This is a genomic window from Psychrobacter frigidicola (assembly GCF_007997305.1).
In the GTDB taxonomy this organism is placed as follows: Bacteria; Pseudomonadota; Gammaproteobacteria; order Pseudomonadales; family Moraxellaceae; genus Psychrobacter; species Psychrobacter frigidicola.
This window is the reverse complement of the sequence record NZ_VORZ01000001.1, coordinates 1,460,488-1,474,895: the sequence shown is the minus strand read 5'-3', so window position 1 is coordinate 1,474,895 and position 14,408 is coordinate 1,460,488. Positions and strand designations below refer to the sequence as shown.

At 44.3% G+C, this 14,408-nt stretch carries 9 protein-coding genes and 1 pseudogene; all 10 read left to right on the top strand.

The annotated features are described in order from the left end of the window. Positions 1-2 precede the first annotated feature (2 nt). The 10 genes and pseudogenes from ES754_RS06040 (at position 3) to torA (ending at position 14,190) form a co-directional block, all read left to right on the top strand. The gene (locus tag ES754_RS06040; protein ID WP_147222952.1) at positions 3-2,483 is read left to right on the top strand and encodes a xanthine dehydrogenase family protein molybdopterin-binding subunit; all 2,481 of its coding nucleotides are present in this window, start codon (positions 3-5) and stop codon (positions 2,481-2,483) included. A gap of 101 nt (positions 2,484-2,584) precedes the next feature. After that, the gene (locus tag ES754_RS06035) at positions 2,585-3,877 is read left to right on the top strand and encodes an XdhC family protein (protein WP_147222950.1); all 1,293 of its coding nucleotides are present in this window, start codon (positions 2,585-2,587) and stop codon (positions 3,875-3,877) included. An 82-nt stretch (positions 3,878-3,959) separates the two neighbouring features. Then, the gene (locus ES754_RS06030) at positions 3,960-4,757 is read left to right on the top strand and encodes a nucleotidyltransferase family protein (RefSeq protein ID WP_147222948.1); all 798 of its coding nucleotides are present in this window, start codon (positions 3,960-3,962) and stop codon (positions 4,755-4,757) included. 240 nt (positions 4,758-4,997) lie between these two features. Continuing rightward, the gene (locus tag ES754_RS06025) at positions 4,998-7,043 is read left to right on the top strand and encodes a heme lyase CcmF/NrfE family subunit (protein ID WP_147222946.1); all 2,046 of its coding nucleotides are present in this window, start codon (positions 4,998-5,000) and stop codon (positions 7,041-7,043) included. Between the two features lie 4 nt (positions 7,044-7,047). Next, the gene (locus ES754_RS06020; protein ID WP_147222944.1) at positions 7,048-7,638 is read left to right on the top strand and encodes a DsbE family thiol:disulfide interchange protein; all 591 of its coding nucleotides are present in this window, start codon (positions 7,048-7,050) and stop codon (positions 7,636-7,638) included. Between the two features lie 95 nt (positions 7,639-7,733). After that, positions 7,734-8,189, top strand: a pseudogene (locus tag ES754_RS06015) (cytochrome c-type biogenesis protein); the annotation flags it as partial. Between the two features lie 158 nt (positions 8,190-8,347). After that, on the top strand, positions 8,348-9,628 hold the full coding sequence (ccmI, locus tag ES754_RS06010; RefSeq protein ID WP_147222942.1) for a c-type cytochrome biogenesis protein CcmI: 1,281 nt from the start codon (positions 8,348-8,350) through the stop codon (positions 9,626-9,628). 458 nt (positions 9,629-10,086) lie between these two features. Then, positions 10,087-10,257 (top strand): periplasmic nitrate reductase, NapE protein, encoded by a 171-nt coding sequence (locus ES754_RS06005; protein WP_147222940.1) that lies wholly within the window; start codon positions 10,087-10,089, stop codon positions 10,255-10,257. 134 nt (positions 10,258-10,391) lie between these two features. Then, the gene (torC, locus tag ES754_RS06000; RefSeq protein WP_227677936.1) at positions 10,392-11,639 is read left to right on the top strand and encodes a pentaheme c-type cytochrome TorC; all 1,248 of its coding nucleotides are present in this window, start codon (positions 10,392-10,394) and stop codon (positions 11,637-11,639) included. Between the two features lie 28 nt (positions 11,640-11,667). Next, positions 11,668-14,190: a trimethylamine-N-oxide reductase TorA gene (gene torA, locus ES754_RS05995; RefSeq protein ID WP_147222938.1), complete on the top strand. Its 2,523-nt coding sequence runs from the start codon at positions 11,668-11,670 to the stop codon at positions 14,188-14,190. Positions 14,191-14,408: the final 218 nt, after the last annotated feature.

The window sequence follows — 14,408 nt, the reverse complement described above, 5'->3', positions numbered from 1 at the left end:
TCATGGCACTATTTAATTCAGGGGCTCAGTCAGAACCTACTAAAAAGATGACCATGAACGAGCCTGTTGAGTCTCTTTTTGACAAAGTACCTAGTAAATTGGTAGGTCAGCCTATCACTCGTGTGGATGGCTCCCTAAAAGTTAGCGGCCAAGCCCCTTATTCCGCTGAGTTTCATCTTGAAGGCCAAGTTTACGGAGTTTTGGTCAGCGCAACGATTGCTAAAGGCAAGATTAAACACATTGATAGTCGTGCAGTAGAAGCTATTCCAGGGGTAATTAAAGTCGTCACTGACCCCAAACATTTTGTGCGCAACTCGCAACAAGGCGGCGCTACCAAATCACCTACTCAAGGCGTGACTGAGATTTTTTATCATGGTCAGCCAATTGCTGCTGTTATTGCTGAGACCTTTGAGGCGGCAACTGAAGGCGCCAAAGCCCTTAAAGTGACTTATAAAGATGAAACAGAAGATGCGGTACTAGATTTTGAGGCAGCGCTGTCTGATGCCCATGCGATTGATGAAGCAACAGGCTCCGATAAGAATCAAACCCAAGGTGACCCTGAACAAGGTTTGACCGATTCTGAGGTTTCACTTGACCTTGTCTATCATACACCCAGCCAAAGTAACTCTCCTATGGAGCCCCATGCGACGCTAGCGCATTGGGAAGGTGATAAGTTAATCATGTATACCTCCAATCAGATGCTAGCCTCGTCTAAACAACAAATTGCTGATGCGCTAGGCTTGGATAACGATAAGGTGCAACTGATTGCCCGTTATGTCGGTGGCGGCTTTGGTAGCAAGCTTGGTATTGCGCCCGAATCAATTGCAGCGGCAATATCTGCAAAAGAGCTAGGCCGTCCGGTCTTAATCGTTATGACTCGTCCGCAAGTCATGGAAGCGACCGTGCGCCGCTCGAATACTCGTCAGCGTATCGCTATTGGTTGTGACAAAGACGGTATTATTAATACCTTTATCCATAATAGTATCTCTAGCAATTTACCGGGTGAGAGCTTTTTTGAGCCAGTGGCGTTGTCTACGCATTTCCTATACCGCGGTGAAAACCGTCAGGTTGAGTATCAGATGGTCGATACTAACCAAGTCTTATCTGGTTCCATGCGTGCGCCAGGTGAGGCCGTCGGACAAATTGCAGTTGAATGTGCGATGGACGAGTTGGCAATTAAACTCAATATAGACCCGCTTGAGCTCCGCCGCCGTAATGAGCCAGAGCAAGACCCGAGTCAAGATATTCCCTTTTCAACCCGCAGTCTAATCGCCTGTATGGAACAAGGCGCTGAGAAATTTGGTTGGAATGAGCGCAATCCTAAACCTGCCAGCCGTTTAGAAGGTGACTGGTGGATGGGTATTGGCATGGCAGCGGCCGCCCGTGGCAACTCATTAGGCACTTCTGAGGCGCGAGTAATCTTGCAAGTCGATAGCTCAAAAGAGCTGGGTATCAAAGCAGTTGTAGAGACTGACATGACCGATATCGGTACTGGTTCTTACACGGTGTTTACCCAAATAACTGCTGATTTATTAGGTTTGCCGATTGACCATATTGAGATGAAGCTAGGCGATACTAGTCTGCCGCCAGCCGTAGGTTCTGGTGGTAGTAAGGGCGCTTCCAGCTCAGGCAGTAGTATTTACCTTGCTTGCCAGCAGCTGCGTGAGATGCTTGCGGATAAAGTTGGCCTATACCCTGATACTATCCAGCTGCGTGCTGGTCAGATTGAAAAAGTAGGCGAGCACGAAGCGACGTCAACAGAAGCTATCATAGAAGCTGGCAAAGATATTGCTACTGACTTGGTAGATAAAGCCACAGATGTTGTAGATAACCTAGCAGAAAAAATAGGCTTGTCTGCATCTAATCAAAAGAGCTTCCAGCAAGAACGCTCTGAACCAAATGTTTCTCAGCAAAAAAGCTATGACTTTAGTAATTTTCAAAGCTATTCATTAGCGGATATCATTGGTGAATATGATGAGAAAAAGCTGAGTGCCAAAGGCGAGATTAAACCCGGTAAAAATGCCAAAAACTATCGCCAAGCTTCGTTCGGTGCTCAGTTCGCCGAAGTTGGCGTGCACCGAGTCACGGGTGAGATTCGAGTTAAACGTATGACGGGTGCATTCGCCGGCGGGCGCATTCTTAATCACAAAACGGCCACTTCACAGTGTTACGGCGGTATGGTGTTTGGGATTGGCTCAGCTTTAATGGAAGAAATTATCCATGACAAGCATGACGGTCGCTTATGCAACCACGATCTCTCTGAATATCATATCCCTGTTAACGCGGATGTACCGCAAATAGAAGTTATTTTGGTAGAAGAAGATGATCGCTATACCAATCCCATGCATACCAAAGGCATTGGAGAAACCTCTATTTCAGGCGCTGCGGCTGCCATAGCCAACGCTATCTATAACGCAGTCGGTATTCGAGTTCGTGAGTTGCCCATTACTTTAGACAAGCTCCTCGATCAACTACCAGAGTAGTTTTTCTTACTAGAAGTTATTTCATATTAAAAAAACCCGCTACCTAAACGGGTTTTTTTAAGCTTATCTTTTGAGATTGTTTTTAGGACTTAAGGAGCGTTATGAATCAAGTGGCCGACATTCTTAAGCTTGCCATGCAGGCTGAGCAACAAAATATCGATGCTGTACTGGCAACGGTAGTCCGTACCGAAGGCTCAGCTTATCGGCAGGCTGGTGCCATGATGCTTATTTGTGCAGATGGACGTTCGGTTGGGATGATTAGTGGGGGTTGCTTAGAGCCGCATATTATCAAACGTGCGTTTTGGTTGACCCGTCATGGGGCTACTGTGCAAACTTATCAGACTGGTGAGGATATTGAATACAGTGAAAATGGTGAGGCGGAAGCTGCTGTTAATAACAAAGATAAACCTTTATATGACGATTTAAAAAGTGACTTATATGATTATTCAGATGACGACTTAGATGAGGAGCTGAATTTTGGCTTGGGGTGTAATGGACGAGTTCATGTCTTGTTCGAGCGTTTAGCAACAGCAATGCCTTTGCTGGATTTAATCCGGCAGGTGCGCAGTACGCAACAACCGCTAACGATTGCTACTCTTATTAAATCTAATAGCTATAAGTTTCAAACTGCTCACTCTAAAGGCTCTCAACTTCAAATCGGCACTCGTATTAATTTAGACGCTTATCTCAATACAGGGCAACTAATTACTATTGATAGCAATCAAAATTTTTCTGACCCTACTCATATAGTTATAAATGTGCTTAAAAAACTAGCAGCATATAAATTTCATAAAAAAAATGCTGAGTACGTTGTGGTAGAAAGTAATTTAGAGAAGAGTTACGAAAAAGCAGTTAAGCAAAAAATAGAAGAAAAGACGATACAAACAGCATGGTTAGTACAACGAATTTATCCACAAATACGACTGCTGATTTGCGGCGCGGGTAATGATGTTATGCCGCTCGTGACAATGGCAAAGCTGCAAGATTGGCATGTGACGGTAATAGACAGCCGTCCGCAATATGCGACGCGTGCACGATTTAAGCAGGCGGATGCAGTGCTGTGTTTACCATTGGATGATACCGAGACGTTAATCAAAACCAGCTCTAATTCTGCTGTTGCAGTCATGTCGCACAGTTTAAATCAAGACCGTGCTCGTCTAGCAGTGCTATTAGAACATCCACCTGATTATCTTGGACAATTAGGCCCGCGCTATCGAACTGAGCGCCTCATTAAAGAAATTAGCGCTACAAAATCTAATCCGGCTGACCTAGCTATAGGAATTGCGCAACTGCATTATCCTATTGGCTATAAGTTAGGCGGAGACGGCCCTGAAGCCTTGGCACTCAGTATCATGGCGCAAATGAGCGCGGTCATTCATGGTCAAAATTCATAAACAAATATTGCCAACAATAAATATGAATGCCGCTATTAATACAACTTTCTAATGCAATTTTCAATAAAATCATGAGTAGCTTATGACCAACAAATCTATTTTATCTGCTGCAATTCTAGAACAGGGGACTATAGAAAGTCATGCAGAAGATGAGGTGGTAAACCATGCTGTTATTATCTTAGCGAGTGGTTTGAGCCAACGTCTTGGTCAATCTAAACAACTATTAAGCAAAAATGGCGAAGCGCTGATTTGCTATATGACAATGCTTGCTTTATCGACCCAGCCTAAAACAATCATTGTTGTTGTTCCTAAGAATAGACCAAAGATTTCGAATGCACTCTCTGATTTAAGCCGTAGAAACTCAATGATTGATATTGTGGTGAATCCTATACCCGAAGTAGGTATGGCACACAGTTTGTATTTGGGCATTGAAGCCTTAACTGGCTTTGACAGATCTCTTAATGACACACTCAGCAGTACTCCTATCAATCGAGTGCTAATAATGGGTGTTGACCAAGTCTTATTGGATAGCCATCATCTAACCAATTTACTGGCAGGTACGGAAACTGTCATTGCTAGTAGTTACCAGCATTTAAATGAGCAGTATTTAAACAAGCAAGATTTAGACGAGCCGAGCTTAGATAAAGTCGCGTGTACTGAAAAATCTAAAGGCAGTATCATCGGCTTACCTATAGTGATTAGTTACGAGCTTCTCAAACAGTGGCAATCAGCGTTAATAGGGGATAAGGGGCTACGGTATTTAATCAGAGCATTGCCCTCCAACCAGCTTAGTACCGTCAATAACCCTCAACTCAGCTATGATATTGACACGCCCCATCAACTTACTCACGCGCAGCAACAGCGCTGGCTCGACAGCTAATTTAAAAACTCTTTCAAATTAAAATTCACTAAATTGTTATCAGCCTTCATGCCAATGAGTGGCTGATTTTCGTGGTTATTAATATTGAAACCGTGGATATTGACGGCCTAGGATAAAGGCATGAATTTCAAAATAAAGTCATTAATGTTAGAATGGTTTTATTTTGTACAATCCAGTTCATTCTAAATTTTTTGGGTCACTGTCAACGATGACCGAACAAGATCAAATAAGGTCAGATATATGCTAATCACAGAGCTGGGATATTTTGCTTTGCTGGTAGCCTTTGTGCTTGCCATATTACAAGTTGTATTGCCTACATGGGGCATCTCTCATAACAATGTGGCTTTGCAGCGCCTAGCACCTAGTCTAGCTTGGGCACAGTTTGGCATGATGATGGTGTCATTTTTGGGGCTGGTGGCAGGCTTTTATTACAATGATTTTAGTCTAGAATATGTGACGCAGCACTCTAATAGCTTGCTGCCTTGGTACTACCGAGTGTCAGCGACTTGGGGTGGTCATGAAGGCTCGCTATTGTTATGGATGACCATTTTGGCGACTTGGGCGGCTCTGGTTTCCTTCTTTAGTCGTGGTTTGCCATTATCAATGCGTGCGCGGGTCTTAGTCATCATGGCTGGTGTGCAGACGATGATGTTGGCGATGCTTATTCTCACCTCTTCTCCGTTTGACCGTACTTTACCGTTCTTGATGGTCGATGGCGTTGACTTGAATCCTGTCCTCCAAGATCCTGGCTTAATCATTCATCCGCCGATGCTTTATATGGGTTATGTCGGGATGGTGGTGCCCTTTGCTTTTTGTATGGCGGCACTTTGGGCAGGCAGGTTGGACGCGGTATGGACGCGCTGGTCACGTCCTTGGACACAAGCAGCTTGGGGGTTTTTAACCTTAGGTATCGCCCTTGGTTCTTGGTGGGCTTATTATGAGCTTGGCTGGGGTGGCTGGTGGTTTTGGGATCCGGTCGAGAACGCCTCGTTGATGCCGTGGCTTGCTGCTACTGCACTATTACACTCATTGGCGGTCACCGAAAAGCGCGGTGTCTTTAAAGCATGGACGATTATGCTGGCCATCTTTACTTTTGCGTTAAGCTTACTGGGTACTTTCCTCGTGCGCTCTGGCGTTATTACCTCTGTCCACTCCTTTGCGGCTGACCCTACCCGCGGTCTCGCTATTTTAGTGATTTTGGCCGTGGTGATTGGTGGCGGACTAATGATGTTTGCACTGCGCGGTTGGCGACTTACGGTTGAGAGTCAGTATCGTCTGGTCTCTCGTGAATCCTTTCTAGTTATTAATAACGTCATTATTTTAATAGCGACTTTGGTGGTTTTACTGGGCACTTTGTACCCTATTATTGCTGATGCCTTTAATTTAGGCGAAGTATCCGTTGGCGCGCCTTATTTTAATGCACTATTTGTACCGCTAACGTGGTTATTAATGTTGGCAATGGGAATGGGCTCAAATATTCGTTGGAAAAAGGACAGCCGTCCTTTACTAGGACCAGCACTAATTATTGCTGTTAGCAGTGCTGTCCTTGGTGCGATTATCAGCTACTTTACACATCCAGTAGATATGTTCAATATTGCAGTCACTGTGGCGTTGAGTCTATGGGTATTGGCATGGATGGTTGTCGATATTAGAGACAAAACTAAGAATGCTAAAACCCGTTTGGCTGGTGTTAGAAAGCTTAAGAGCAGTTATTGGGGTATGCAAACCGCTCATCTAGGCGTATTAATTGCCGCTATAGGGGTGGCTTTTACATCCAGTATGAGTATTGAGACTGATGTCGCCATGGGTATCGGCGATAGTGTCCACGTCCAAGGTTATGACTTTAAGATTAAAAGCTTTACAGAGGTCAAGGCCAGTAACTATGACGCGACCGAAGCAGAGGTTCTAGTCAGCAAAGACGGGCAACTGGTGACCACCTTACGTCCACAGAAGCGTACTTATGTGGTCAGTATGATGCCAATGACCGAAGCTGCTATTGATGACCGTTTAAGCCGCGATCTTTATGTTGCTCTAGGCGAACCTATCGCTGAAGACAGTCATCAATGGGCCATTCGCATTTATGTTAAACCTTTGATTCGCTGGATTTGGCTCGGCTCTATTATTATGGTACTTGGGGTGGTGTTATCGATGCTTGACCGTCGTTACCGCTTTAAGCCTAAGAAACGCGCTAAGATTTTAAAGGATGATCTTGATTATGGTATCTATGACGATCGCCTAAAATCTATTGAGCCTGCAGATGTAAACCAACCAGTAGAGGAGCGCTAAGATAATGGACAGTCAACAATTAAAACTGTGGTTTTTAATTCCTCTTATTGTGTTCGTCGGTCTGATTATCATGTTGTTCTTTAGATTGGGCAAGCCGACAGAGATAGTGACCAATACGGCCCTTGAGCGCCCAGTACCGACGTTTGAATTGCCGCTATTGTCTGATACTAGTCGCATGGTCACTGACGCTCAGATGCCAACATCCCCTTATCTGATTAATATTTGGGGTTCATGGTGTCCGACTTGTGTATACGAGCATCCTTTCTTTGTAGAATTAAAAAAGCGCGGTGTGCATACGGTTGGTGTGAATTATAAAGATGAGATTGGCGACGCACTTGAGTATCTTAATGATCTTGGCGATCCGTATTTAATGTCCGTCCAAGATAAATCTGGACAGTTTGCCCTAGATTTGGGATTAACAGGCGCGCCTGAGACTTTTGTTGTTGATGGTAATGGCGTTATCCGTCAGCACATCGTTGGTGAGGTCAATGAAGACAATTGGCAAAGCAGAATTAATCCCTGTTTAAAGGTCTTACAAGATGAGGCTGCCGGCAAGAAAGGGCCAGCCGATAACATCGAGGAAATCTGTAAATGAGCCACAAATCCTTACCTTTAAAATCCTTACCTTTAAAATCCTTGCCACTTTATAAATCGGTATACGTAGCCATATTTGCGCTGCTGGTTTTATTAATGGGCGCGACTACACCAAGTTATGCGGCTATCGATGTTTATGACTTTGACTCAAAGCGCCAAGAAGCACAGTATCGCGGCTTAATTGATGAATTTCGCTGTCCAAAATGTCAAAATCAAAATCTGGCAGGTTCTGATGCGCCAATTGCACAAGACTTAAAGCAAAAAACTTATGATATGGTCAAAGACGGACGCTCGGATGCTGAGATTCGTCAGTATATGCAAGAGCGCTATGGCGATTTTATTAGTTACAGTCCACCAGTGCGACCATCGACTTGGGTGCTTTGGTTCTTTCCGCCGCTGCTGTTGATAGTAGTATTGGGCGGCTGGCTGTGGCGCAATCGAGGAAATCGCACGCGAACCATCAAGCCCCGCTCAACGGTAGATAGCTCATTGAGTGCTGGCGAGCAGGAAGCGCTGGACAAATTATTAGCAAGTCGCATGAAATCAAGCGTAACTGAGGCTAGTGTCAACTCAGATGAGCCGAAATTATCTGAAGTTAACGCGACTAAATCTAATTCGTCTAAGCTTAAAAAGAACAAGTCGAAAACGGACAAGTCGAAAACGGACAAGCGTAAATCGAACAATCAAGCACGCGATAAAGGGGATTCCTTATGAATGTGTTTTCTACTTTTGGCTTATTTATTACGTTAAGCTTATTAGTTGCTGTATTAGCCGCGCTAGTGGTCATCGTACCGTGGTTACGTGCAAAAAAAGGTGTCCCTGCTGTCGAAGACAATCGGCTCATTGACCTTAATATTGATGTCTACAAATCCAGACTGCGTGAGCTTGCGACGGATAAGGAAGAAGGGACGCTCAATGAAGAAGAATACCTTGCGCAAAAAACGGAGCTTGAGCGGCAGTTATTAGCGGCAGAGCAAATTGCCACCCCCATGCAAACGCCCAGTTTAAAAAACCAATTGATACTCATCATATTTGTACCGGTTATTGCCGGATTGGCTTATTTCTTTATTAGCGATCGCAGCAGTGTGTTTGAGTTGTGGCAAGCGCAGGATAAAGTGGGAGACATCGCCGATGAGCTTCTTACGGGTAAAATTGATGTGCTGCCAGAGTGGGCTTTTGAAGATGGCGCAGGGCTTTTTTCGACCATACAGACCAATGTCCATCGCAATGCTGGAGATTCTTATCGCTGGATGATATTGTCTGAGATTTTCTTATCTTTTGAGGAGCCAGAATCAGCTTTAGAAGCGCTATCGAGAGCATATAGACTGTCTCCTGAAGATGAAAATATTGCGACAGAGTATGCGCAGATAAGTTTTCTGACGAATGGGGGAAGTTTAGATGACGAAAACCGCCGCGTTTTGGCAGATATTTTAAAAGCCAACCCTGATAATGAAGGGGCGCAGATGTTGATGGCAAGAGGCGAGGCAAAAGCGGGCAACTATAAGGAAGCACAAGGTTGGATTGATAAAATGCGCCGCCACTTGGCGCAAGTGCCAAGCGATGATACCCATGCGCTCAGCGGTTTAGATGAGCTAACAGCAACGATTGCTCAGCAACAAGCACAAGCGGCTGCAGGGGTTGATGTGTCCGTCACCGTAAATACCAGTTTGCTGCCTTTAGTCACTGCCGATGATGTGTTGTTTGTGGCCATTCGTGCCGCCGCTGGCGGCCCTCCCTTCGCGGCAAAACGCGTGCCGATTAGTAACCTAAAGCAAGGCAATATTGCCGTCAGTCTAAGCGACTTAGATGCCATGATGGCAGATAAAACGTTGCAATCTGCACGTGCTTCCGGTGAGCAACTGGTTGTGACGGCACGAATCAGTCATTCTGGCACGGCACTTTCCCAGTCTGGGGATTTATCTTCTAATCCAGTCGTCTTAAAAAGCGACCAACAGCAGGTGAATCTTGAAATTAATCAGCAAGTCCCTTAAGGTTTCAGTCTAAAACGTATCATCAATTAATAGCTATTTATTCCTTAAACGCCCCAATAATGTTGGGGCATTTTTTTTATTAAAAATACCTACAAAAGCTGGGAAGTAATAAAGTTCGACCTGTTGTATAAAACCTACTTTGTTTGACTAAAAGGCACAATTAAATTAAAAAATTACTCTGCAGTCTTAGGTCAAATGTAGAGGATTGTTTACTGAATAACAGTATTTATGTTAACATTACCATAAGTAAGGAATTAATAAACTTTTGGTTTTAGTTGTTCTACATTTATCAATAGCTAAGTTAAAAAACCCTAAACAATAAAAGTATAAAAACAACTACTTAATCCTTTTTGATAAATATTTTATTACTGATTCAGTATCATGATTCTATGATGATTATTCTGAACAGCCCTGTTTTACTACTTGTTAGCCAGCGTGAATATATTGAGAGGTGAGCTATGAAACATGAACAGCAACTACAAACCCAAGAGCCACCAGTCAGACGTGAGTGGCTCAGTGCCTTGGTGATGGCTTTTATCGCTCTGCCATTTATCGCGCTTTTATTCATTTGCGCTTACGGATTTATTGTCTGGTTCGGCCAAATGTGGTTTTGGGGCCCACCGTCTTAGTTATTTGCCAAATAGCGTCTAGTTACTATGAACTAAGCAGAAAACACCCCATACTTTCACGCAAAATAATGGACAAATTATTGCCCAAATTGCTCTGAAATCCAAATTGTTAAGAAACACAGTAAGGAATTATTATGAACAAAATAATGAACGCAATAAAAGGCCTATTTAATTGGCTGCGTCGTCTTCTGTTCAAGCCTTCAACGAAAATCGGACTTGGTCTTCTTATTATTATCGGCTTTGCGGGTGGGGTGTGGTTTTGGGCGGGATTTAACGCTGGACTTAAAGCCACCAATACCGAAGAGTTCTGTTTGTCTTGCCATACTATGGAAGACAACTTGTTACCTGAGCTTAAGAAAACGGTGCATTTTAAAAACCGTAGTGGTGTCAGAGCCGTCTGTTCAGATTGTCACGTACCGCATGATTTTACCGCTAAAGTGGCGCGTAAAATGCAAGCCTCACGTGAGGTGTTGTCGGAGCTGATGGGCGATATTGAAACTCGAGACAAGTTTAAAGATCATCGTATCGTGTTGGCGCAACGTGAGTGGGGTCGGTTTAAAGCCAATGATTCTAAAGAATGTCGCTCTTGTCATGACTACGACAGTATGGATTTTGATAAAATGCGCGTTACGTCCCAAATGATTATGCGTAGTGCGGCTGAGCGTGATGCCAGCTGTCTTGACTGCCATAAAGGGATTGCACATGAATTGCCAAATACCGAAGGGATGCACAATCCAGCATTTGACTCCTTATTGTCTGAAGCCAGAAGTACAAAAATCAAAGACGGTCAAAACTATTTCAACATTGTACCGCAAGATTTGTATACCTCAGAAGATAGAAAAACCAAAGCAGGTAGTATAGAAATCGCTGCACCGGTTAAAGTATTGGCGCACAAAGATGGGGCTGTACAAATTGAGCTGGATATGTGGCGCAAAAATAAAGGCTTTGGTCGGGTATGGTTTACTAACTTTGGTTTAAATATACCTGATGCTATTATCGAAAAAGACTTAGCCAGTGATAAAAACCTGATCACAGCAGGCGAAGCTAAAGAAGATCCGTTAACTGGTCTTGAGTGGCAAAAAGTGAAAGCGCAGTTCTGGGTGGCTGAAGGTGGACTCATGGACAGCATCGAGCCTGCATGGGACATTGCGAGCCAGACTTACAGTGACAGCTGTAGTACTTGTCACCGTCAGCCAGATCCAAGTGGACACGATGCCAATCAATGGCCAGGACTGTTTAGTGGCATGGTCGGGTTTACTAACTTAGACAATGATAGTGCTGGTATGGTCTTAAAGTACTTACAGTTGCATTCATCAGACTTTAGAAAGAACCCTCAGGGTAGTGGTTCACCTGAAAACACGTTCCAAGCTGCTAGACCGTAACTAGAGAAAATAATTAGAGAGAAATATTATGAAGAATACCAATCGCAGAAACTTTCTCAAGTCACTAGCCGCTTTAACGGGTACCGCGCTATTACCGACATCACTACTTGCTGATAACAGTATCGTTACTGGTAAGACTGGGAAAAAACCTGATTTAAGCGGCTGGAAAATGTCAGGTGCCCATTGGGGTGCCTTCCGTGCCAATGTTCAAGGTGACAAACTCGTTGAAGTGCAACCTTTTGAGTTTGATCAGTTCCCGACCGATATTTTGCAGGGTGTACCGGGGATTATTTATAGCCCGTCACGGGTACGTTATCCTATGATTCGGGTTGACTGGTATAAAAACCGTCATAAAAGTGATACGACACAGCGTGGTGATAACCGTTTCGTACGCGTCGGTTGGGATGCTGCTCTAGATATGGTCTATGAAGAGCTTGAGCGTATCCAAAACGACTACGGTCCTTGGGCATTACACACCGCTAACGTTGGCTGGCGTTCAGTAGGACAGATCCACAGTTGTGGTAACCATATGTTACGCGCTGTGGCGATGCATGGCCGTAGCGTCGGTACCGCAGGGGATTATTCAACGGGTGCTGGTCAAGTGATTATGCCTTACGTGTTGGGTTCGACGGAGGTGTATTCACAAGGTACGTCATGGCCGTTGATTTTAGACAATTCAAAAGTCATCGTTATGTGGGCGAATGATCCCGTCAAAAACCTCCAAGTCGGCTGGAATACAGAAACTCATGAATCTTATGAATACTTAGAGCAGCTTCGCGAAAAAGTCAAAAATAAAGAGATTGAAGTCATTTGTATTGACCCAGTAAAAAGCAAAACCCAGAACTATTTAGACTGTACCCATCAGTATGTTAATCCGCATACGGATGTGGCGTTTATGCTCGCTATCGCGCATACGCTATATACCGAAAAGCTTTATGATAAAAAGTTTATTGACGTCTACACTCTCGGCTTTGAAGAGTTTATCCCTTATGTGATGGGAAAAACTGAAGATAAAATCGAGAGGACCCCAGAGTGGGCAGAAAAGATTTGCGGTATCAAAGCGGATCGTATCCGTGAGCTTACGCGTAAAATGGCGAAGAACCGTACCCAGCTTATTTTTGGCTGGGCGATTCAGCGTCAACAACATGGTGAGCAACCTTATTGGATGGGAGCGATTATCGCTGCTATGTTGGGTCAGTTTGGTCAGCCGGGTGGTGGCATTAGTTATTCGCATCACTATAGCTCATCGGGTGTTCCAGCTTCAGGTGCTTCTATGCCAGGGGCGTTCCCATTAAACTTAGATGTAGGCCGTAAGCCTAAGCACGACAACGAGGACTATAACGGTTACAGCTCCGTCATACCGGTTGCGCGCGCGATTGATTGCCTATTAGAGCCCGGTAAAAAGATTGATTTTAACGGTCATGAAGTCACCCTGCCGCCTTACAAAATGGGTATCTTCTCCGGCTGTAACCAATGGCATCGCCATCAGCAGCGTAACCGCATGAAAGAGGCGTACCGCAAAGTTGAGACTGTCGTTGCGGTCGATTATAACTGGACGGCAACCTGTCGCTTTGCTGACATTGTGCTACCAGCGTGTACCCCTTATGAGCGCAATGATATTGATGCTTACGGTACCTATAGTAACCGTGGCGTTATTGCCATGCACAAGCTGATTGACCCGTTATATCATTCTAAATCAGACTTTGATATTTGGTATGAGTTAACCAAGCGCATGAATCGTGAAATCGAATATAGCCGTAATATGAATGAGATGCAGTGGATTGAGCAAATATACGAAGAGTGCCGTGCTGATAACTTGAAAAAAGACTTTTTTATGCCGGAATTTGCTGAATTCTGGAAAAAAGGCTACGTGCTATTCCCAGAGGGTGAAAACTGGACAAGACATGCTGACTTCCTAGAAGATCCTGAAGTCAACGCTCTTGGTACACCATCAGGCTTTATTGAAATAAGCAGCCGAAAAATTGCCAGTTATGGTTATGATGACTGTAAAGGCCATCCGACTTGGATGGAAAAAATTGAGCGCTCGCATGGTGGCCCAGGTTCAGATAAGCATCCACTATGGCTACAGTCAGTGCATCCAGATACCCGTCTGCATTCACAAACTTGTGAGTCTGAAGAGCGCCGTGCAACCTATACAGTACAAGGTCGTGAACCTTGCTACATGGGTCCTGAGGACGCCAAAGCTCGTGGTATTAAAGATGGGGACATTGTACGCGTATTTAATGATCGCGGTCAGTTATTGGCAGGTGCGGTTGTCTCTGATAACTTCCCACCGGGTATCATTCGTATCCAAGAGGGGGCATGGTATGGACCTACTGGCCCTGAAATCGGTGCCTTAGATACCTATGGAGACCCTAATACGTTGACTATTGATATCGGTACGTCAAGTCTTGCGCAAGCACCTAGTGCCAATACTTGTATCGTCGAGATGGAGAAATTCGTTGGTAAAGCACCAGCGGTGACTGCATTTGGTGGTCCAAAGTATGTCAATCCAGATGGTAGTATTGCTGCATTATCCCAAATGGGTTAGTTTAGTTTGGGGCAGTGAGTGATAAAAAGCGCCTTTGTAAACCACATGCGATGTAAATAGCGTTTGTGATTTACAAAGGCCTTTATCCCTATAGATAGTCTGTTCTAGTCTAGTGCTCAAAATCAGTGTTTAATAGAAATAAAACCGCTATTTAATAACCCTGTTACTTCACAAAAGTTTCAGCTAATAAAACATAGAAAATAGCTAAAATTGGATCT